Here is a 20,905-nt window from a genome sequence, read left to right as displayed (position 1 = left end):
CGGCCTCCACCACACCTCCGGGGCCAGCACTTACGGAGATGCATCCAAAGACTCAGTGACCCGACGATTTCGGGAAGTCGACGGGCTCAGGCGCGAGGATGTGCGGCCTGCCCACGTTCGACGCGCTCATCCGGCTCGGCAAGCACCGGCGGCACATCGGCGGACACCGCTGGCCGCAGCTGAATCCTTCGAAAGGGGACATCTCGTGTCAGCATCACTGAAGATCCTTGCGATCAACGGCTCGGAGCGGGACGGCAACACCTCCGATGTCCTGCGGCACGCCGCCGAGACCGCCGCGGAGCGCGGCGTCGACTTCGAGATCGTCGATCTGCGCGACATCCGGATGGAGCGCTGCGGCCCGTGCGGCGACTGCAACGACCGCCCGATCGCGTGCGAGGTGGCCGACGGGGTGCCCGGCGTGGTGCAGAAGATGATCGACGCGGACGGGATCGTCTTCGCCGCACCGGTCCATGGATTCGGCACGGCGAGTCTCATGCAGACGTTCATCGAGCGCGCCGGGGTCGGCTATCTGCGCTTCGACCGGCCGCTGAGCAACAAGGTCGCGGGCGTCATCTCGGTCGCCCGCCGCTACAGCGCCGGCGAGGTGTGGGCTCAGCTGACCGTCAACGCCCTGCTCAACCGGATGATCGTGGTGGGCAGCGGATTCCCCGCGACGGTCCACGCGCTGCACCGGGGCGACGCGCTCAAGGACGAGGAGGGCCTCAAGAACGTCTCCCGCCTCGTCGAGCGCATGATCGATATGATCGAACTGCTGGATGAGCACCGCCGGCTGACCGGCCGCGACGACCTGTTGTCCTCCCGCGAGGCCAACGAGCGGGTCGGGCTCGCTCTGAACGAACTCCAGGCGGCGGCGTGACCACGGCACCGAAGGTGGTCCCCGCCCGCCGCGGCGAGGACCCGGACGATTTCCTCGGCGCGTACGAGAAGGTCAGCCGCGCCTTCTACGACTCCTCCCTGACCGACGCGGAGCTGGCGCGCTGGCGCGGCGAGCGGCTGACGGGCGTGCTGCGCCGTGTCACCGAGCGCTCGCCGTTCTACCGGCGCCACCTGGCAGGCGTGGACACCGAGCGCATCACCCCCGAGACCTTGTCGTCGTTGCCCTTCACCACCAAGGACGATCTGCGCCGCGAGATGTACGACGTCCTGTCGGGGCCGATCGCCGACGCGAGCATCTACTACGAGACCAACGGGACCACGGGCGTCGCCACCCCGTGCCCGCGCGGGGCCAAGGACATCGCCACGTCCAACGCCGCCGTCGAGGAGTCCTGGCGGCGGCTGTTCAAGGCCCACTTCGGGGACCGCACGCCGGTCGTCGGACTCATGGGACCGTCCGAACTGTATGCGTTCGGCGATGTGTTCACCGCCGTCGCGGGTTCGCTGGGCGCCTGCCACGTCAAGATCTGGCCGGAGTCGCCGCGGGTGGGCTTCCGCAAGGCGCTGCGCCTGATCGAGGAGCTCGGCGTCGAAGTCATCGTGTGCGCGCCCGCCCTGTGCCTGAGTCTGGCCAAGGCCGCGCTGCACTACGGCTACGACCTCGAGCGCCTGCCGGTGAAGCTCTTCCTCGTGCTCGGCGAGATCTGCACCCCGCAGTTCACCGCCAACGTCTCGACCGTGTGGCCGCACGCCGTCGTCCGGCCCGCGCTGTACGGCTCCCAGGAGGCGCTGTGCATCGCCACGGGGGCCGACAGCGGAAAGCTGCACCTGTCAGTGCCCAACTACCTGGTGGAGGTGATCGACCCGGACACCGGAGCGGTCCTCGGCGACAGTGGTGAGGGCGAACTGGCGCTGACCATGCTTGTCGACGGCATCAAGCCGCTGATCCGGTACCGCACCGGCGATCTGGTGCGCATCACCCCCGCACCGCCCGGCGCGCCGCTGCCCGGACCGGTCGTCGAGGTCATCGGCCGCGTCGCCGACCGCATCCCACTCGGCCGGGCCCTGCTGTACCCGGCGGAGCTGGAGTCCGCGGTTCTCCAGGACGTACGCGGCTGCCTGGGCTACCAGGTCGTCGTCGACCATGCGCCCGACGGTGGCGACGAGATCATCGTACGCATGGACCTGCTGTCCGGCGCCGCCGACCCGGACGCCACCGGCGAGGCCGTCGCCGGCCGACTGCGCCGGCTCACCGGCGTGACCGTCCGCGTCGTCATCGACACCGACCTCGACCCGGTGACCCACACCGGCTCGTTCGTCAGCTGGAAGGCGGCCCGCGTGCTTGACCGCAGGTCGGCGCCCGACGGTGCGTCCGAAGCCGCCCGGCAGGTAGCGCACCGCTACGCGATCACCACCTGAGTCCGAAGGGCCAAGCGATGACTGACCAGCGCCCGGCACCGGCGGAGCTCCGGGTGACCACCCGGACGCACACACTGCCGCAGGTGCCGATGCTGCCCGCCTACCGCGCTCTGGCCGGGCGCTTCGGAGCCGACGAGGTCTATCTCCTCGAATCCGCGGCAGGCCCGATCCGAGACCGGAGGTACCAGTTCGTGGGGTTCGGCGCCCTGCTGTCGGTCTCGGTCACCGACGGCGCCGTACACGTCGAGGGCGTGCCCGCGCTGCGCGGTCTGCTCCTGGAGCGGATCCGGCCATTGCTCGCCGAGGACGCCGACGGCGCGCTACGGCTGCGGACCTTCGCCGACCTGTGGCCGCTGCTGCGTGCTGCGCAGTCACTGTTCGACGCGGAGGGTTCGGCCACCCGGTTCCGGTTCGGTTTCCTCGGCTACTTCGGCTACGACACCGTCCGTTACGTGGAGGAACTGCCGTACCTCATCGAGCAGCGCCCGGACCTGCCGGACGTTCAGCTCGTCCTCCACCAGGGCTGCGTGGTCCGGGACCTCACGAGCGAGCGGACCGAACTGCTGCTCCACGAGTCCGAGGCATGGCCGGCCGTCAGCCCGGACGAGATCGCCTCCCTGCTGGCCCACGCCGAGCGCACCCACCCCGAACCCGTCGCCGACACCGTGCCCGAGGCGCGGGTGAGTGACGACACCGGCTCCGAGGTGTTCCACCGCAACGTCGAACGGTGCCTGGAGCACATCGCGGTCGGTGACATCTACCAGGTGCAGATCGGCCACGAGCTGACCATCCGATCCGGGGCCGACCCGGTCGACGTCTACCAGAGGCTGCGCCGACGTAACGCCTCCCCCTACATGTATCTGGCGAGCATCGGCGGCCAGTGCGTCATCGGCGCGAGCCCGGAACTGTTCGTACGGATCGAACAGGGTGCCGTCACGATGCGCCCGATCGCCGGGACGCTGCCGCGCACCGGCGGGGACGACGCGGCGGGCGTCGAGCGGCTGCGGTCCGACCCCAAGGAGATCGCCGAGCACACCATGCTGGTCGACCTGTGCCGCAACGACATCGGCCGGATCGCGCTCGCGAACTCCCTGGAAGTGCCGGACGAGTTCGTGGTCGAGCGGTACTCGCACGTCCTGCACCTCGTGTCGACCGTTGTCGGGCAGGCGGAGCCGGACAAGGACGCCTTCGATGCCATCGCCGCCCTGTTCCCCGCAGGGACGATGACCGGCACCCCCAAGATCCGGGCCATGGAGATCATCGAGTCCATCGAGCGGAGTCGCCGCGGCCTGTACGCCGGTGCGCTCGGCCTGATCGACGTGGGCGGATACACCAACCTCGCCCTGTGTATCCGCACCCTCTTCCACCACGACGGCACCTACCGTACCCGCGCCAGCGCGGGGATCGTCGCCGATTCCGACCCGGCGAGCGAATGGCGCGAGACCCTGGCCAAGATGAGCGCCACTCACTGGGCGGTCACCGGAAAGGAGTTGCTGTGAGCACGTTCCCCGTCGGCGCGGCCGCACACGCCGCCGCGCGGCCCCGTATCCTGGTGGTCGACGCGTTCGACAGTTTCGTCGACATCCTGCGCCAGTACTTGATGTCCGCGGGGGCCGCCCCGATCATGGTGCGCTCCAATGTGCTCCGACGTGAGGATGTCGACCGGATACGCCCCGAGGCGATCCTGCTCGGCCCCGGTCCCGGACACCCGGACGACTCCGGACACGTCGAGATCGTCCGGGCGTTCGCCGGGCGGCTCCCCCTGTTCGGCGTGTGTCTCGGTCACCAGGCCATCGGCCGGGCCTACGGGGCGAGCGTGGTACCGGCTCGGAGGCTGATGCATGGCAAGTCCAGTCCGATCGAGCACGACGGGCGGGGACTGTTCGACGGGCTGCCCGCCGGCTTCCAGGCGACCCGCTACCACTCGCTGATCGTGCCCGAGCTGACCGTGCCGGACTGCCTGGAGGTCACCGCGCGGTCCGGGGACGACGGCTATGTGATGGGGCTGCGGCACCGCACCCTGCCGATCGAGTCCGTCCAGTTCCACCCCGAGAGCTTCCGCACCGACCACGGTATGCGCCTGATCTCCAACTTCCTCGACGGCGTCCTCGAGTTCGCCGCAGCCGGCACGGACGCCAGGGCCGCCTGACCAGGAGCCAGGGAGCGCACGCACCAAGATGCGCGGACCGCGCCGCGCCTGATGGGCTCTGCCATGGACTAGCGTGCGATGGAGGCGTAGTGGAGTACTGGAACGGCAAAGCGGAAACCATGCCCCGCCAGGAGCTCGAACAGTGGCAGTGGCGCCGGCTGCGGCGTGCACTGGACCGCGCCAAGCGGTCCTCCCCGCTGTGGGCGGAGCGGATTCCCGACGGCATCACCTCGATGGCCGAGTACGTGGAGCGGATGCCGCTGCTGTACAAGGCGGACCTTCTCGCGTCCCAGCGGTCGGCGCCGCCGTACGGCACCTGGCCCTCGCTCGACCCGGTGCACGGCGTGCGCCACCACCAGACCAGCGGAACCAGCGGCAACCCCCCGGTCCGCACGTTCGACACCGAACGCGACTGGAAGTGGATCACGGACACCTTCTGCACGGCGCTGTACGCCAACGGAGTCCGCTCGCACCACAAGGGGCTCGTCGCCTTCGGCTACGGGCTCTTCGCCGGCTTCTGGGGTATGCACTACGCCCTGGAACGCATGGGGTGCACCATCATCCCGGCCGGCGGCCTCGACTCCAAGACCGTGGTCCGGCTACTCGTCGACTACCAGATCGAGGTGCTCGGCCTCACCCCCAGTTACGCGATGCGGCTGATCGAGACCGCCGCCGAGATGGGCGTAGACCTCGCCCGCGATGCCAATGTGAAGGTCATGCTGGCGGGGGCGGAGCCGCGCTCCGACTTCACGACGCGGACCATCGAGGAGGCGTTCGGCGCCCGCGTCTTCAACGCGGCGGGCACCACGGAGTTCGGTGCTGTCTTCATGTTCGAGTGCCCCTCCCGGCGGGGGGCCTGCCACATCAACGAGCCGACGGTCATCGAAGAGGTCCTCCACCCAGTGACCAAGGAGCCCGTCGGGTACGGTGAGGAGGGCGTCCGCGTCACCACCGGTCTGTACCGCGAGGGGATGCAGCTCTTCAGGCACTGGACCGAAGACATCGTGGTCAAGCGGCCTCACAGCGACTGCGGCTGCGGACGGACCTGGGACTTCCTCGACGGCGGCATCCTCAGGCGGGTCGACGACATGCGCAAGATCCGCGGCGTCTCCATCACCCCCGTCATGATCGAGGACGTGCTGCGCGGCTTCACCGAGGTGAAGGAGTTCCAGTCGTCCATCCGCACGGTGCGCGGGCTCGACACCATCCATGTCAAGGCCGAGGCCGGCGACATCACCGGCGAGGCCGCATCGGCGCTGTGCGGGCGCATCGCCGAGGAGTTCAAGCGCGAAATCGGCATTCGTCCCCAGGTGGAGCTCGCCCCTGAGGGCAGCCTGCCCCGATCGAAGTGGAAGGCGGCACGACTTCATGACGAACGACAGCTCGCGGCTCACGCCTGAGCAGGAGCACCGGCTCCTGGAGAGCTACCACGGCCTCGCGGATCTGGCGCAGGACTGCACGGTACCCGCCGTGCTCGCCGCGCTGCGCGGGGCGCTCGCCGAACTGCGCACGGCTCTGGACGGGCAGGCCGTCGACTTCGACTACTACGCGCTCGTCGGCCACAGCCACGCGGCCTGAGTCCCGGCCACCCCGGCACGACGACGCGCAGGACAGGGAGAAGGGGCGGACCGCACGGTCCGCCCCTTCTACGCGCACTGGCTGCTGCGACCTACTCCGACGTGCCCTTCACCGCGTTCTCCAGCTGGGCGCCGGTGTACGCCTCGGCGTCCCGGAAGTACTCCACACGCAGGCTCTGCGGGGAGCGGACACCGTTCTCCACGCGGTCCTGCTCGTACGCGTCCAGCAGCCGCCGGGCCTCGGCGGTGGCCTCGGCGAACCTCTCGGCGGGCACGGCGCCGCGCAACAGCACGTCGTCCGCGGCGCGGGTCATGACGTCCTGCGCGCCGGCGAAGTCGCCGAACAGCGCACCACGCGACGGCGGAACGCCCTCGCCCTGCGGATAGGAGCCGAGCTGCTTGCTCGCCAGCCGGTGGTAGGGGTGAGCCTCGAACCAGCCCTCCTGCTCCAGCAGACGGTACGAGGAGCGGGTCACCGGCACGAAGCTGGACGCGATGTGACGGTCGGCCGCGTTGCGCGGGTTGTTCAGGAACTGCATGAACGCCAGCGCGCCGTCCTGAGTGACCTCGTCGAGGCCGTTGGCCAGCCACAGCGACGTACCGGCGATGATGTTGCCGCCGTACTGCCGGCCGTCGCGGTGCGGGAAGGTGTCGACCGTCATCTCGAAGCCCGCGTTCTCCGCGGCCTGGGCCATGTAGTTGAGGTCGTTCGAGGACGTGATGCGCAGCGCCACTTCCTGGTCCGCGAAGGCCTTCAGGTTGGCCTCCCAGTCCGGGATCTTGCCGGTGTAGAGGTAGTGGCCCTTGGTGTGCAGGCGTTGCCAGAACTCGATCCAGGCGAGCATCTCCTCAGAGGACAGGTCCACCGTGGTGGCCCGTCCGGCACGCCCGTTGTCGTTGTCGGAGAGCAAGCCGCCCTGCACCGCGAGCGCCTGCTGGAAGAACAGCCCGTGGTTGGACCAGGTCACGCCGTGCGACGGCCCGCCGTCGAGTCCGGCGACCGCCTCGCACGCGGCCTCGATGCCGTTCCACGTCTTCGGCAGCTCCGTGACGCCGGCCCGGTCCAGGACCGTCTTGTTGCCGTAGATCAGCATGGCCGTCACCACGGCCGGCATCGAGGTGAGGTCGCCGTCGTGGGAGTAGTACTCGCGGACGGCCGGGATCAGGTCGTCGATGACGACCGGCTCGCCGAGGATCTCGGTGCGCCCGGCCACGGCCTTCTCAACCGACGTGAACAGCGGCTCGCCGTCGCGGGTGCGCGAGTCACGGGCGGCCTGGGTGACCGCGAAGTAGTACTCGGCCACCGCCGGCGGCCGACCCTCATCGGCGGCCCGGGCGATCTGCTGCGAGAGTGTACGGAAGTCGCGGCCCTCGATGTTGATCCGGTACTCGGGATGAGCCTTCTCGAACTCGGCCCCCAGCCGGTGCAGACGGTCCATGTAGCCGGGGAACGTCAGGTCGGCCACCCAGACGTCGATCACGGTCTTGGCGGTCATGCTTGCCTCATCTCTCTCATAACGGTCAGGCGGCGACGTGGACGGGGCGCAGGGAGCGGGCGAAGGCCCGGACGTCCCCGGTCAGCGCTGCGGGCTGCTCCAGCGCCGCGAAGTGGCCGCCCTGCTCGAACTCGGTCCAGTGGGTGATGGTCGGGATGTCGCGGTCGGCGAAGCGGCGGATCGGGACGAAGATGTCGTCCGGGAACACGGCGACTCCCACCGGAACGGTCGGCGGCGGCGGAACGGCCCCGCTCGCGGCGGCCCGCACGCCGGCGGCGCCCTCGTAGTAGAACTGGGCGGACGAACCGGCGGTGGCCGTCAGCCAGTAGATCGACACGATGGTCAGCAGCCGGTCGCGGTCGACCGCCTCCTCCGGCACGGCCTGCGCGCCCGTCCAGTCCAGGAACTTCTCGGCGATCCAGGCGAGTTGGCCGACCGGCGAGTCGGTGAGCCCGTACGCCAGCGTCTGCGGGCGGGTCTGCTGGACCTTCATGTAGCCGGACAGCTCGGCGTCGAACCGGGCCAGCTTGCCCAGGCGCGCCTGGTCCTGCTCGCTCAGGCCCTCGAACTCGGCGGGGTCGCCCGACGGGAACGTCATCAGCATGTTCACGTGTACGCCGATCACGTGCTCGGCGTCGACGCGGCCCAGTTCCAGCGAGATCACCGCCCCGGCGTCGCCGCCCTGCGCGATGTACTCGTCGTAGCCGAGGCGGCGCATGAGCTCGGCCCAGGCCCGGGCGATCCGGGTGGTGTCCCAGCCGGCCTGCGGCAGCGGATTGGAGAAGCCGTAACCCGGGATGGACGGGATGACCACGTGGAACGCGTCGGCAGGGTCGCCGCCGTGGGCACGCGGGTCGGACAGCGGACCGATCACGTCCAGGAACTCGGCCACCGAACCGGGCCAGCCGTGCGTGAGGAGCAGCGGCGTCGCGTCAGGCTCGGGGGAGCGCACATGCAGGAAGTGCACGGGCGCACCGTCGATCTCCTCGATGAACTGTGGGTGCTCGTTGAGCTCCGCCTCCGCCGCACGCCAGTCGTAGGAGGTGCGCCAGTACTCGGCGAGCTCCTTGAGGTAGCCCAGCGGCACGCCCCGGTCCCAGCCGACGCCGGGCAGCTCGTCGGGCCAGCGCGTCGCGTCGAGGCGGTGATGCAGGTCGTCGAGCTGAGCCTGCGGGATGTCGATACGGAAGGGATGCATGAGCGCTCCGGGGAAGGCGGACCACGGGTACCGGGTCGTGGGGTCGTCTGGGCGGCTCGCCGAGGCGGGATCGGTCCCGAATAAACCTGGAGCGCCCAGCCGTATCGTCCGCCGTCCCCGAAGCCCCCCGCATCTTGCGGATTGCTTCATCGCCGCCCCGCGCGGGCCGCAACGACGATACGCAGAAGGGCAGTCCAGAAGATGCGGTGGCGTCCCCGCCGCTGAGAGCGTGGCCCTTCGCGCGCGGCGCCGGCCCCTGCCGCACAGATCCAGGAAGGACGCGTACATGAACGTACCCACTGTCCAGGCCGCCGTCGGCCCCGTCGACGCCTTCGTCCGGGCCGCGCCGGAGAACGTCGCCGAGGAGTTCCGCACGCTGGTGGACACCTTGTGGGCCGACGGCGCGGCGGGCGAGCGGGCCCTGGCGGTGGTGCCCTCGCTCGTGACCGGCCTGAAGCAGGCCGGTGCCGACCGCAAGGGGTACCTGGCCATCCTGCTCGGTCTGCTGGCCGAGGCGGAGTACCCGGCCCTCGCGGGCCCGCTGACCCCCGCCGTGCGCGAGCACCTCGGGACCTACCTGGAGCTGTTGGGTACCGAGGGCATCGGGCAGCCGCTCACCCTGGCCCTGCTCTACCTGCTGTCGCACTTCCCCGGTGACCGCGCCCGGATCCTCGCCGCGGTCGCCGACCTGGAGCTGGAGGCAGAGGACCTCTCGCGCCTGGACCGGTCCCTGAGCGAACTCGACCTGGAGAAGCCCGATCTGGGCCGGGTCTGGCCCTCGCCGTCGGCATGGACCCTCAACGAGGAGGAGCGGGCGTTCGACCATGGGTGGATCAAAGAGCTGACGCGCGACCAGCTCGTGGCGAGCTGGGAGAACGACACCCGTACGGTGCTCGGCTGCACGGGGGCGCGGGCCTACTGGGCAGTGTGCAACGGGGATCCGAAGAACCTGCCCGCCGCCGCCGTTCCCGAGCGCCGCGAGATCGCCGCGCCCCTCGCCGACGCCACCCTGTTCGCCCCGCACCTGGCCGCGCTGCGCTGCCCGTCCTGCAAGGGTGCCCTGGAGGCCCACGACGGCGTCGCGCACTGCTCCGGATGCCAGTCGCGCTACCCGGTGGCGGGAGGCATCCTCGACCTGACCGCGACCGCGGGCGACGGCGACGCCGCCGCCGACTTCCTGGAGAAGCTTTCCCAGGTCCCGAGCATGGGGTTGTTCTACGAGGCCGTGGCCCGCCCGGCCTTCCTGCGGGTCTCTGGTGGGAACTGGGGCGGTGAGGTCACCCCGGAGGACGAGGACCGCTACATCGCCGAGCACGTTCGTCCGGTCGACGGGCCCGTGCTCGACCTCGGCGCGGGCGCCGGGCGGTGGACCGCCGTCATCGCCGAGACGGTCGGCGCCGAGCGGCTGATCGCCCTGGACAGTTCGCTGCCCATGCTCAACGTGCTGCGCGGGCGGCTGCCGGAGGTCCCCTCGGTGCTGGCCTCCGCCGCCGAGCTGCCCTTCCTCGACGCCTCGCTGGGCGCCGTCGTGTGCTGGAACGCCCTTCAGGCGTTCTACGCCGACGCCGCCGCCGCGATCGCCGAAGTGGGCCGCGTCCTGCGGCCGGGCGGCACCTTCACCCTGATGACGTTCCGCCGCTCCGACGACCCGGTCTACGGCTACTTCCAGTCCGCCCACCGCTTCCCCCAGCACCAGGGCGGCCTCCAGCTCTTCGACCTCGACGACCTCAAGCACTGGCTGGCCGACGCCGGCCTGACGGTGCGCGAGGAGAGCGGACCGGGGACGTTCGTTTTCCTGACGGCCGTGCGCCAGCACTGACGCAGACGCAGACGCAGACGCAGACAAGGAAGCAGCGCTTTCATGGATCAGTACGACGTCCGGCGGACGGTCTTCGCGGAGCCCGGCACTCCGGAGTACGACGAGGCCACGCGTGTCTTCAACCTCGCCGCCCCCGTGCACCCCGACACTGCCGTGACCGCCCGCACCGTCGACGAGGTCCGCGCCGCCGTGCGCGAGGCGGACGAGCGTGACCTGCCCGTGCGGGTGCACACCACCGGCCACGCCTCCGGCGCCCGGCGCCCTGTCGAGGGCGGTGTGCTGATCCGCACCGTCCTCGAAGGCGGTGTCCGGATCGACCCCGGGCGCCGCACGGCCCGTGTCCCGGCCGGTACGACCTGGGGCGAGGTCGTCGAGGCAGCGGCGCCGCACGGCCTGGCCGCCCCCCACGGCTCGGCGGCGGACGTCGGCGTCGTCGGGTACCTGCTGGGCGGGGGCGTCAGTTTCTACGGCCGGCACACCGGACTGGCGGCCAACAGCGTGCGGGCGGTCGAACTCGTCACCGCCGACGGCGCGCTGCTGCGCGCGGACTCCGAGAGCGACCCGGAGCTGCTGTGGGCGCTGCGCGGCGGAGGCGGCGGCTTCGGAGTCGTCACCGCCGTGGAGATCGAGCTGTTCCCGGTGGCGAAGGTGGTCACCGGAGCGACGTACTGGTCCGCCGACCACGCGCGACCGCTGCTCGCGGCCTGGCGCGACTGGGCCGCTGACGCGCCCCGCCGGGCGACCACGTCGCTTCGGGTGCTGAACCTGCCGCCGGTCCCCGGGGTGCCGCCCGCCCTGGCGGCCGGGCCGGTGCTGTGCGTCGACGGCGCGGTGTTCGCCGCGACGGCGGAGGATGTGTCCGAGGCCGAGCGGCAGGCGGAACGTCTGCTCGCGGCGCTGCGCGGCATCGCAGAGCCGCTGATGGACACCTGGGCGCTCACGGACGCCGCCGGCGTGCTCAACGCCCACATGGACCCGGCCGAGCCGGTCCCGTTCATCGGCGACCACGTGCTCCTGAAGGACCTCGGCGACGACGCGGCCGCCGCCTTCCTCGGCGCCGTCGGTGCGGGCTCCGGCTCGCCGCTGGCCGTCGCCACCCTTCGCCAGCTCGGCGGGGCCTTCGCGGACGCGGATCCCCGCGGCGGCGTCCTGAACAAGGTGGACGCGGCGTACGCCTACATGGGCTCGGGGCCGCCGTTCGGGCGGGTGACTGCGGCGGACCTCGAAGCCCACTGTGCCCTCGTGCGCGCCGCGCTGGAGCCGTGGAACCCCGGAGTCACCGTGCCATCCCTGGTCGAGGGATTCGCCCGGCCCCAGCGCCATCTCGACGCGGAGCAGGTGGCCGCCGTGGAACGGGTGCGGGCGCGGATCGATCCGCGCGGACGGTTCGCCGGTGACGTCAGTCCCGGAGCGACCACGGTCGGCTGACGACGGTTTCCTGCGGGGCGGCCGCGGCGACGAGGGTGAAGACCCCCGCTGCGGCCGCTTTCGCCATGCCCGGCGCGTTCATCGTGCGGCGCGCGTTCGTCATGCCCGGCCGCGGGCGCGCCCGAGACCCCGGCAGGCCGCCTGGGTTCTAACGGTCGCTCGTGGGTGTCCATGGGCGGGCCGGCCGTGAGTGGCGCCACGGCCGGCCCGAGGGCCGTGTGGACCGCGGATCACATGAAGCTGATCGCCTGGAAACCGCCCGCGCCGAGGTCGTTGAGGACGACCACCGAGGTCTGGGTGGTCTTGGCGTCCACGGTGCCCCAGGCCTGGCCACTGGCGTCCACGACCGCCGTGAACGAGCTGTGGACGGTCATCGTGGTGTTGATGTTGCCCTGGGCGTCTGCGACGACGTCCTTCGCCGTGGTCTTGTCACAGCCGAACTTGTTCGGCTCCACCTGCGCGCACTGACCGATGTGGAAGAGGGTGTTCGGGGTCAGCCCGCTGGCGGTGACGGCGACCTGCTGCCCGTCCGAGAGGCCCGCCCCCGGCGACACCGCGACCACGGGCGACGCGGCCATCGCGGAGGTCTGGACGGCGACGGCCAGACCGGCGGCGAGGGCGGCGGTGCCGGCGACGCGGGAGATGAGGCCGAGCTTGTTCTTCACAGTCACTGTCTTGCTCCATGTTGTGTCGGGGGGATGGGCTCTTCGTTCTGCCCACCAATGAAGTTAGTGATCTTTAAGGGCGTCGGCATCTTCCAGGTTGCTTCATGCAACTCGCCTGGTCGGCTTCATGGACGAGCACGTTGGGAGAGGCGGTTGTGCCGCCGCGGGGTGCGTCCGGCATCGGCCGGAAGCAACGGGCGCACAAGGGGGCGGGTCCACCCACGACGTGGTGGACCCGCCCCCTTGTGCGCCCGTGTGGGCCCGTCAGCGCAGCTCGATGCCCGGGTCGCGGTCGTGTGCGTGAGGGAACTCGTCGTCGCGGGGCCCCACGACAGGCAGTCCGGGGCGGCCGCCGGAGTCGGCGCGCCGGGGTGTGGCCGTCACGGTGTCCTTCCCGCCACGACGGGCGCGGCACGGGCGCATGGTCCGAGGCCGGCCGGTTACGCGGTCGACGGCTGCCAGGGGAGGTCCCGGGCGGCGAAGCCGTCCGCGTCCACCCATAGCGCCTGCAGGCCGCGCAGCGCGGCGGCGGGACGGTAGGACGGGCTGCCGAGGGCGAAACGGGGTGCGACGACGCGCTGGGTGAAGCGCACGAGCACGGACTGCGCGATCAGTCGGGCCAGCGGCGCGCCGAAGCAGTGGTGCGGGCCCGCCCCGAACGCCAGGTGCGGCGAGTCACCGTTCGGAGCGAAGACGTCGGGGCTGGAGACGAGTGCCGGGTCGCGGTGGGACGCCGCGGGCAGCAGCAGCATCACCGTGCCCCGCGGCACCGTGGTGCCGCACACGTCGAGGTCGGCCTCGGCGCGGCGCTGCACGATCTGGAGCGGCGGGTCCATGCGCAGGGTCTCCTCCACCAAATGCCGCGCGTGGCCCGGATCGCGCTGCAGCGCCTGGATCTGATGAGGTGCGCGCAGCAGCGCCAGGACACCGCCCGAGATGAGCGCGGCGGTGGTCTCGTATCCGGAGGCGAGAAGGGACCGGCCGACCGATGCGGCCTCGGCGTCGGTGAGTCGTCCGGTGCGGTCGTCCCCCCGGATCAGTCTGGAAAGCAGGTCGTCGGAGACGGCCCCGCGCCGCCGCTTGCGAACCGCCTCGGCGAAGTACGCCTCCAGTTCCGTCAGTGCCCGGCTGTGCTCCACCAGGCCGGATGCATCGCTTGTCCCCGTGAGCAACGGACGGGGGTCCAGGGCCCGCGAGAGGGCCATGGTGCGCCGGTGCAGCCAGAACGCGTCGCCGGATGGGAGGCCCAGTACGTGGGAGAGGACGGCCATCGGCACCGGATAGGCGAGGTCGGTGACCGCTTCCAGACGGCCGCGGGCAGCCACCGAGTCCAGGCGGTCGTCGACGAGGGCGCGGACGAGGGGGAGCAGGTTCGCCACGGCGTCTGCGGAGAAGGCGGACTCCGCCGCACGGCGCAGCCGCGCGGCGGAGACCGTGCGGGCGTCGACGGAGGCCGGCACGCTGTCCGTCGCGCGCAGCGCGGCCTCGCAGTGGGCGCGCGAGGAGAGGACGACGACCCCGGTGCCGAACCACACCGGCCCCGTCTCCCGGATGCAGTTCAGCAGGGGGTACGGGTCGGCGCGGACGTCTTTGTCGAGGAACCGCAGCACGAGGGCGCGGGGATCGTCGTGGTCGACGTCGTGCCCGGAAGGCAGGCGCACCGCTGTAGGACCGCTTCTCATCGCACAGCCTTTCTGCGTGTGGTTGCGTCGCAGAGTGTGCGGCCCGGCCGGGCTGTGTCTACGGCGAGTTGCGCAAGCCTCCACGGGCCTCGCGAACCGCGAAGACTCAGCCAAGTCCGCTTGCCGCGAGCCGGGGCCGCTCCTGGATGTCCGCAGGGACGCACGTCGGGACTCATCGCGGCCCGGCTCGTCCGGGGCGTTGCCGCGGCCGTACTGCGGCCGCAGGTTCCGGCCCTATCCGCGGCCCCGGTTCCCGCCCGCCGAACAGCAGAAGGGCGGCCATCGTCGCTTCGGGACCGTGAAAGGCCGCCGTGATCTGCGCGGTGGTCAGGCCGCCGAACGGGTCCCAGGTCGGCAGGGGCCGCCGAGAATCCGGCCGGACACGCCCGACCTCGTGGACCTCACACCGGCCGAGATCCGCCGTCCGCCGGCAACTGGACCCCACCACCCCGGCCGCGGCCACGCGCCGAGCTGGTCTCGGTGGTGCCGCTGACACCAGGCACAGGCCCGCCACTGCCACGACATGCGGCGCGGTCACCCGATGGTGGGACGGTCTGACAGAGACCGTCCCCCACCCTCCTCCGCACCACTGCACTCCCCACCCCGAGCTTCGTCGGGGTGCTGGACCAGGACGACCTTCACGCCGAGCGCGGTGAAGCACTCGAGGTGGGCGTCGACGCCACCGATCAGCAGACGGTCTTCCGGGTCTCGGCGGTCTCGGCGGTGCTCAACGGAGGGCTCCGGTCGGGGCGGCGGTGACGGCTTCGCCGACCTCGACCCGCAGCAGGTCGCGGACGCGGGCGATGCGCGCGGCGGCCATCGGGGCCGAGTCCGCGTCGACGACGACGTAGCCGTGGCGGGTGAACGAGTCGGCGGTGCGCGGGAGTTCGTCTCCCACGGCGAAGGGGAAGTGCAGGACGTGCACGTAGGGCAGGGCGCGGATCGCGTCCGGGCCGACGACGGACTCCAGGCGGCCCGGGGGAAGGAGAAAGTACCCGACGGACGCGGTGTGCTTGGCCCTGGGGGGCCGCACGGGCGCGCCGGCGAGCGTACGGAAGATCTCGGCCTCGATGTCGTAGTCCGAGGCGGTCTCGATCAGCTGCGGGATGCGGTCGCCTCCCAGCCGGGCCCGGGACCCGACGATCCGCGGGCCGTCGGCGGTGAGGACCACCTCGGTGTGCGCCGGGCCGAAGCGGTAGCCGGCCAGGTCCAGCAGCCCGGTGACGACCGATCTGATCATCGTCTCCTCGGTGGGGTCGAGGGGGGCCGGGTGGATGTGGGAGGTCTCCACGAACAGGGGGGCGCCGGTCGTGTGCTTGGCGGTGATGCCGATGATGTGGTGCACACCGTCGGCCGAGAGGGTCTCGACGCTGAACTCGGGGCCCTGGAGGTACTCCTCCACCAGGTACGGGCCCGCGAGGCCGGCCCGCTCGACCCGCCGGGTCCACTCCGCCAGGTCGTCCGCGTCGCGGATCAGCGCGATGCCCCGGCTGCCCGAGGCCCGGGCCGGCTTGACGATGACGGGCAGCGGCAGCCGGGCGACGGCGGCCGCGACCGCCTCGGCGGTGGGCGCGGGCTCGGCGCGCACGGGCGACAGCCCGTGCTCGGCGAGCAGGGAGCGCATCGCGGCCTTGTCGTTGAGCAGCTGCACGGCGGTGGCCGGGTTGGGGGACAGGCCGAGCGCCTCGGCCTCGGCCACCGCCGGGCCCGTGCTTTCCTCGGCGCCCAGGTGCAGGACCACGTCGATGGCGTGGTCGCGCGCGGTCCGGGCGATGAGGGCGCGCAGCCCCGGCTCGTCGGAGAAGTCGGCTGGCAGCAGTTCCCGCGCGTGCTCCGCCACCTCGTCGAGGTAGGCCTGCTCGCGCAGCGAGGGATCCCAGATCGCCCACACGTCGAAGCCGGCCTCGGCCGCCTTGCGGACGAACCGGCTGTAGGGCATCACCATGAGCAGCCGCTTCCTCGGCGTGCCGCTGTGCGTCATGACGGACGACTTCCTCTCGTACGGGGGTGGCGGCGGGGGACGGGAACAGGCGGCCGTGGACTTCACGAAGAAGTGGCGAGGGCCTGCCGGCGGTTCCAAAAAAAAGAGGTGGACCGTATTGTTTCCAGGGTCGTGGGGGCGGGACTCGGTCGGGAGTCGCGCGCTCGGGCCGCGGGGATCCGGCGGGGGGCCGGGTCAGGCGGTCCGCTTGTGGTAGCGGGTGACCGCGCGCGGCTCCGTCTGGACGGCGAGCACGCGGCGCAGTCCCTCGTGGTCGGTGAACTCGCCCGGGTTCATGTCGATCAGGGCCCGGGTGCTGCCGAGGGAACGCAGCTCCGCGAGGGCCGCGGTCACCAGGGCGAGTCCGACGCCCAGCCCCCGGGACGCGGGGGCGACCCCGAGTTCGACGATGCGCCCTTCACCGCCGCCCTGCTGGCCGATCGCGAGGACGTACCCGGCCGCCCGGCCGGCCACCTCCAGGACCAGGGCGATGCCGCCGGCCTCCCGGAACCGGTCCAGCCGCGCGCGGAACAGGTCCACACTCCCGGTCTTGGGGCCCCGCGAGCGGTCGCGCAGGTGCACGGCGTGCACGGCGTCCGTGTCCGCCGCCGAGGCGATGGCGCGGATGCTCCCCTGGTCGGGCAACACCGGAGGCAGCGGAGCGGTCGACAGGGCGACGTCGTAGCGGCCGTACGTCGTCCCGCGGACGAAGCCGTCCCGCTCCAGGACCGGCGGGACCACGGTGTCCCCGCTGAGCACCCCGCCGACGCTGACGGCGTAGGAGGTGTCCTGTTCCCGCCCGAGTTCGTCGGCCCGGTTCAGCAGGATCCGCAGGAGTCCGCGGGCGGCGGCCTCGTCGTGCTCGCCCGGCAGGACCGTGAGCGCGCAGTCGGCCGTGTCGCCGCCGCGCACCGTCAGCGCCGCCCAGGCGACCAGCTCGCCCTCGGCGTCGGTCAGGCACCAGCTGTTGTCCCGGTAGCCGGGGATCCCGGTCTCCAGCACGATGTCCTCGCGGCTGCACGTGGGCGTGCCGTTGACGGACGTCTCGTAGGCGCGGACGAAGTCGACCAGGCGCTCCAGCGGGATGTCGGTGGGGTTCTTCAGCGTGAGTCGATCGGGCAGGGTCATGGCGGCCCGTGCCCCCTTTCAGTCGGGTCGGGTCCTCGGGCGGCGCCGGGTCGGCGGCGCCGTGTCGTCGGAGGTGCTCGTGGGAGTGAGCCGGTCGGCGGGGGTCAGGCCAGGGCCGTCGCCGCCTCGCCGCGGTGCGCGGGCAGGCCCGCGTCGGCGGTGTCGCGGAACCAGGCGATGGTGCGCCGCAGCCCGTCCTCCAGGGACGTGCGCGGTGCCCAGCCGAGCTCCTCCCGCGCGGCGCGGATGTCGGGCCGGCGCTGCTGCGGGTCGTCCTGCGGCCGGGCGACGAAGGTCAGCCGGCTGCTGGAGCCGCACAGGTCCCGGATGGCCAGGGCGAGTTCGCCCATGGTGACCTCGGTCGGGTTGCCGAGGTTGATCGGCCCGCTGTGCCCGGACCCCATGGCCAGGACCAGTCCCTCGACCAGGTCGTCGACGTAGCACAGCGAACGGGTCTGGCCGCCGTCGCCGGTGACGGTCAGGTCCCGGCCCTCGAGGGCCTGGGTGATGAACGCCGGCACCGCGCGCCCGTCGTCGGCCCGCAGGCGCGGCCCGTACGTGTTGAACAGGCGCACGATGGTGGTGCGGACCCCGTGGGTGCGGCGGTAGGCCATGGTGATGGCCTCGCCGAAGCGCTTGGCCTCGTCGTACACGGACCGCGGACCGATCGGGTTGACGTTGCCCCAGTAGCTCTCGGGCTGCGGGTGCACCTGCGGGCTGCCGTACACCTCGGAGGTCGAGGTCAGCAGGAAGCCGGCGCCACTGCGCCTGGCGAGTTCGAGCGCGTTGCGGGTGCCGTACGAGCCGACCAGGAGCGTCTCGAGCGGGAGGCGGAGGTAGTCGGCGGGCGACGCCGGCGACGCCAGGTGGTAGACCGCGTCCACCGGGCCGGGCACGTCCAGGCCCTGGGTGACGTCCTGGAGCTGGAACCGGAAGCCCGGGAGGTCCAGCAGGTGGGCGATGTTCTCGGCCCGTCCGGTGGAGAAGTCGTCCACGCAGACGACCTCGTCGCCCCCGGCCAGGAGCCGTTCGCACAGGTGCGACCCCAAGAAGCCTGCGCCGCCCGTGACCACTGCTCGCACGGTGTTCCCCCTTCTCTCGTGGATCCTGTGATCCGGTTCGGCCCTCTCGGGTCGGATCTCTGCCGTCCCCCGGCTGCTCCCGGTGCCCCGGGGCGCCGCTAGGGCCCGGTGGTGACCGTGAGCGGCAGGCTCGCCAGGTCCGGGAGCCGGCCGCCGTCGGCCAGGACGTACCAGCCCGGTGCGTCGTCCGGGTCGAAGCCGGCGTCCAGGAACAGGTCCCGGGCCGGGGTGTTGCGGTCGGTGGTGACGGTGCGTCCACGCAACCCCGTCGGATCGGCGGGGCCGCTGCCGCCGTCCCGGCGGGCGCCGTCGCGGAGCGCGGCGACCAGGAACGGCACCGCGATGTCCAGGCCGATGACACGGCAGCTGAGCGCGAAGGCCGTCACCGCGTCCCCCTGTACCAGGCAGGCCCCGGTCAGTCCGTAGTCGGCGAACCGGTCGGACGCGAAGGCCACGTGCAGACGGGTGTCCGGGGAGGCCAGGACACGCCGCAGCTCCTCGGGCGTGGTCCGCCAGGCGGTCGTCGTGAACTGGTTCGTCCGGTTGAACAGTTCGCAGGCCCGGGCCAGGTGCTGCGCACCGGCCCGCTCCACCCGCAGGCCGATGCCGAGGGAGCGCAGGAAGTCCCCGCGGTCCATCCCCGTCCCCAGCTCCTGGCGGTGCAGCATGGCGCGGGTGGTGTCGGTGCGCCGGGCCGCCTCCTGCGTGGCCCGGCCCGATTCCAGGGCCGGGCTGGAGAGCAGCAGGTCGCGGAAGCCGTGCACCGGGCCCTCGGCGATGTGCAGCCCGGGGAGCGCGGCGGCGACCTCGGCGCGTTCGACCGGGTTGTCGTCGAGGAAGAGGACCTGGTCCGGGGCGAAGCCCAGGCGGGCGCAGATGTCGGCGATACCGGCCGACTTGGCCCGCCAGTTGATGCTGTGGAGCACGAAGTCGTCGGGTCCCAGCAGCGGCCGGCCGCCGCGCTCCCCCCAGACGCCGAGCGTCACGTCGGCGTCGCCCTTGCTGGACGTGGCCAGGAGCACGCCGCGCGACTTCAGGACGGACAGCGCCTGGTGGAGGCCGACATGGACCCAGCGGCTGGTCGCGTCGCCGTCCAGCCAGTCGAAGCCGTCCTCGGCCGCTATGCCGGGCCACAGGGTGCCGTCGAGGTCGGTGACCACCAGCTTGATCCGGCCGGCGGCCCGGTGGGCCTGACGGCAGGCCAGGTACTCGGCGGCCAGGGCCCTGCCCAGCGCGGGCAGCTGGTGGGGGCGTTCGTCGGTCGGGTCGAGGGACCCGCCGTGGTGCCCGAAGGGGAACACGAGGTCGTCGAACAGGGCCGCGGCGCCGTGGCGGGCCACCAGCCGCTCCTCGTCGACCACCATCAGGTGCGGGTGACGCCGTACGCAGTGGTCGACGTGCGCGTTCAGTTCGGCGACGATGCGCCGGAAACCGTACTCCTCGGCGAAGTCGAAGCGTCCGAACGGGGACAGGGCGGTCGGCCCGACGTTGTGGACGAGGCCGAGCCTGCCGTCGAGGGCGTCGGCGAGGGCCGTGATGTTCATCGAGAGGGCGCTCTTCATCAGCGACAGCGTCCGGCGGCGCTCCTGCGCGTCCTGGAGGTGCGCGCCGTCCCACAGCGCCGACAGGAACGGCTGGACCCCGGCCTGGTACACCGTGACGTCCGGGCGCACCCGGGCCACGGCCCGGGACATCTCCACGACGGAGCCGGGCCACAGGTGCTCGGTCCGCACGTCGAGTCCCTGCTCCCGTCCCAGGGCGACCAGGGGCTCCTCGGCGAACTGGGTGACGCAGCCGCCCAGCAGGAGGTAGGTCACCGACGCGGACACGGGCTGCCCGGGGTACAGACGCTGCGGCAGCCCGTACCGGGCGGTCGGCCAGGACCCGCCGGGCCGCGGCCCGGCTCCCAGCGCCTCGGGTCGGTCGGCGAGCAGGGAGCGCAGCTCCGCGTGCTCGTCGGCCTCCGCGGGCACCACCAGGTTCCGGTCGCGCAGTGCGCGCAGCACCGCCTCGGCCCCGGCGGGGTCCGGGGCCGCAGCGGCGAAGCCGGAGGCCGTGAACGGAGCGCCCAGGAGTGCGCGCACGGGCCGCGCCCACTCGGCGTCCAGCACCAGGCGCTGCATGTGCGGGCCGTTCGAGAGAAGAATTCCCGATTCCAGGTCGACCGCGGCGAGGAAAGCGCTGAAGCGGAATTCACCGGAAGTCATGGCAGCCCCTCTCGTCTCGGTGCGGTCACCGGATCGGATACGTCTCGGATGTAGTCCCGGATGCTACTCGGCGGCCCCGCCGCGCACATTCTCCGAGAATGCTGACCGGGGTCGAACAGGGTGCGAAGAGAGCACGCCACAAGATGCGCGGGCGGGGCCCGCCGGGCGACGCTGCTGCTC

Annotated in this window: 16 protein-coding genes; 8 read left to right on the top strand and 8 right to left on the bottom strand. The window is 72.0% G+C overall.

Annotated elements, in window-relative coordinates; genetic code table 11:
- Positions 1–205: 205 nt before the first annotated feature.
- The 6 genes from ACH4E7_RS30790 (at position 206) to ACH4E7_RS30765 (ending at position 6,040) form a co-directional block, all read left to right on the top strand.
- Positions 206–877 carry a flavodoxin family protein gene (locus ACH4E7_RS30790; protein ID WP_396252435.1) on the top strand — a complete coding sequence of 224 codons (672 nt, stop codon included), beginning with the start codon at positions 206–208 and terminating at the stop codon, positions 875–877.
- Positions 874–2,313, top strand: a complete 1,440-nt coding sequence (locus tag ACH4E7_RS30785; protein WP_396252434.1) for a phenylacetate--CoA ligase family protein — start codon at positions 874–876, stop codon at positions 2,311–2,313. Before ACH4E7_RS30790 ends, ACH4E7_RS30785 begins: the two co-directional genes overlap by 4 nt.
- 17 nt (positions 2,314–2,330) lie before the next feature.
- On the top strand, positions 2,331–3,812 hold the full coding sequence (locus tag ACH4E7_RS30780) for an anthranilate synthase component I family protein (RefSeq protein ID WP_396252432.1): 1,482 nt from the start codon (positions 2,331–2,333) through the stop codon (positions 3,810–3,812).
- Positions 3,809–4,462: an anthranilate synthase component II gene (locus ACH4E7_RS30775; RefSeq protein WP_396252430.1), complete on the top strand. Its 654-nt coding sequence runs from the start codon at positions 3,809–3,811 to the stop codon at positions 4,460–4,462. Before ACH4E7_RS30780 ends, ACH4E7_RS30775 begins: the two co-directional genes overlap by 4 nt.
- A 119-nt stretch (positions 4,463–4,581) precedes the next feature.
- Complete coding sequence (locus tag ACH4E7_RS30770; protein ID WP_396252428.1) at positions 4,582–5,862, top strand: phenylacetate--CoA ligase family protein; 1,281 nt, start codon at positions 4,582–4,584, stop codon at positions 5,860–5,862.
- Positions 5,831–6,040: a DUF6052 family protein gene (locus ACH4E7_RS30765; RefSeq protein ID WP_396252426.1), complete on the top strand. Its 210-nt coding sequence runs from the start codon at positions 5,831–5,833 to the stop codon at positions 6,038–6,040. The genes ACH4E7_RS30770 and ACH4E7_RS30765 overlap by 32 nt, the downstream gene beginning before the upstream one ends.
- Positions 6,041–6,131: 91 nt before the next feature.
- Here the strand turns inward: ACH4E7_RS30765 and ACH4E7_RS30760 are convergent, their stop codons facing one another.
- On the bottom strand, positions 6,132–7,535 hold the full coding sequence (locus tag ACH4E7_RS30760; protein ID WP_396252424.1) for an extracellular solute-binding protein: 1,404 nt from the start codon (positions 7,533–7,535) through the stop codon (positions 6,132–6,134).
- 25 nt (positions 7,536–7,560) lie between these two features.
- On the bottom strand, positions 7,561–8,733 hold the full coding sequence (locus tag ACH4E7_RS30755) for an epoxide hydrolase family protein (RefSeq protein WP_396252422.1): 1,173 nt from the start codon (positions 8,731–8,733) through the stop codon (positions 7,561–7,563).
- A gap of 286 nt (positions 8,734–9,019) precedes the next feature.
- Between ACH4E7_RS30755 and ACH4E7_RS30750 the strand changes: the two genes are divergently transcribed.
- Positions 9,020–10,552 carry a methyltransferase domain-containing protein gene (locus ACH4E7_RS30750; protein WP_396252420.1) on the top strand — a complete coding sequence of 511 codons (1,533 nt, stop codon included), beginning with the start codon at positions 9,020–9,022 and terminating at the stop codon, positions 10,550–10,552.
- 42 nt (positions 10,553–10,594) lie between these two features.
- Positions 10,595–11,980: an FAD-binding oxidoreductase gene (locus ACH4E7_RS30745; RefSeq protein ID WP_396252418.1), complete on the top strand. Its 1,386-nt coding sequence runs from the start codon at positions 10,595–10,597 to the stop codon at positions 11,978–11,980.
- A 230-nt stretch (positions 11,981–12,210) separates the two neighbouring features.
- On the opposite strand, the gene ACH4E7_RS30740 is transcribed toward ACH4E7_RS30745, so the two are convergent.
- The 6 genes from ACH4E7_RS30740 to ACH4E7_RS30715 all read right to left on the bottom strand — a co-directional run bounded on the left by ACH4E7_RS30740 (position 12,211) and on the right by ACH4E7_RS30715 (position 20,725).
- Positions 12,211–12,651, bottom strand: coding sequence for an enediyne antibiotic chromoprotein (locus ACH4E7_RS30740; RefSeq protein ID WP_396252415.1), 441 nt, complete (start codon positions 12,649–12,651; stop codon positions 12,211–12,213).
- Positions 12,652–13,085: 434 nt separating this feature from the next.
- Complete coding sequence (locus ACH4E7_RS30735) at positions 13,086–14,306, bottom strand: cytochrome P450 (RefSeq protein ID WP_396252413.1); 1,221 nt, start codon at positions 14,304–14,306, stop codon at positions 13,086–13,088.
- A gap of 748 nt (positions 14,307–15,054) precedes the next feature.
- The gene (locus ACH4E7_RS30730) at positions 15,055–16,308 is read right to left on the bottom strand and encodes an ATP-grasp domain-containing protein (protein ID WP_396252412.1); all 1,254 of its coding nucleotides are present in this window, start codon (positions 16,306–16,308) and stop codon (positions 15,055–15,057) included.
- Between the two features lie 195 nt (positions 16,309–16,503).
- Positions 16,504–17,436 (bottom strand): GNAT family N-acetyltransferase, encoded by a 933-nt coding sequence (locus ACH4E7_RS30725; RefSeq protein WP_396252411.1) that lies wholly within the window; start codon positions 17,434–17,436, stop codon positions 16,504–16,506.
- A 104-nt stretch (positions 17,437–17,540) separates the two neighbouring features.
- On the bottom strand, positions 17,541–18,509 hold the full coding sequence (locus tag ACH4E7_RS30720) for a UDP-glucuronic acid decarboxylase family protein (RefSeq protein ID WP_396252494.1): 969 nt from the start codon (positions 18,507–18,509) through the stop codon (positions 17,541–17,543).
- 107 nt (positions 18,510–18,616) lie between these two features.
- Positions 18,617–20,725: an HAD-IIIC family phosphatase gene (locus ACH4E7_RS30715; protein ID WP_396252410.1), complete on the bottom strand. Its 2,109-nt coding sequence runs from the start codon at positions 20,723–20,725 to the stop codon at positions 18,617–18,619.
- Positions 20,726–20,905 lie beyond the last annotated feature (180 nt).

Origin of the sequence: Kitasatospora sp. NPDC018058, assembly GCF_044327205.1 — a bacterium.
Classification (GTDB): Bacteria; Actinomycetota; Actinomycetes; order Streptomycetales; family Streptomycetaceae; genus Kitasatospora.
This window is presented reverse-complemented; position numbering and strand designations above follow the sequence as displayed.

Bases quoted from the DNA above. Each gene is read 5' to 3' on its own strand.
- ACH4E7_RS30750 (WP_396252420.1), top strand. From the start codon at position 9,020: ATGAACGTACCCACTGTCCAGGCCGCCGTCGGCCCCGTCGACGCCTTC.
- ACH4E7_RS30715 (WP_396252410.1), bottom strand. From the start codon at position 20,725: ATGACTTCCGGTGAATTCCGCTTCAGCGCTTTCCTCGCCGCGGTCGAC.
- ACH4E7_RS30725 (WP_396252411.1), bottom strand. From the start codon at position 17,436: ATGACCCTGCCCGATCGACTCACGCTGAAGAACCCCACCGACATCCCG.
- ACH4E7_RS30770 (WP_396252428.1), top strand. From the start codon at position 4,582: ATGCCCCGCCAGGAGCTCGAACAGTGGCAGTGGCGCCGGCTGCGGCGT.
- ACH4E7_RS30745 (WP_396252418.1), top strand. From the start codon at position 10,595: ATGGATCAGTACGACGTCCGGCGGACGGTCTTCGCGGAGCCCGGCACT.
- ACH4E7_RS30765 (WP_396252426.1), top strand. From the start codon at position 5,831: ATGACGAACGACAGCTCGCGGCTCACGCCTGAGCAGGAGCACCGGCTC.
- ACH4E7_RS30730 (WP_396252412.1), bottom strand. From the start codon at position 16,308: ATGACGCACAGCGGCACGCCGAGGAAGCGGCTGCTCATGGTGATGCCC.
- ACH4E7_RS30780 (WP_396252432.1), top strand. From the start codon at position 2,331: ATGACTGACCAGCGCCCGGCACCGGCGGAGCTCCGGGTGACCACCCGG.
- ACH4E7_RS30755 (WP_396252422.1), bottom strand. From the start codon at position 8,733: ATGCATCCCTTCCGTATCGACATCCCGCAGGCTCAGCTCGACGACCTG.
- ACH4E7_RS30760 (WP_396252424.1), bottom strand. From the start codon at position 7,535: ATGACCGCCAAGACCGTGATCGACGTCTGGGTGGCCGACCTGACGTTC.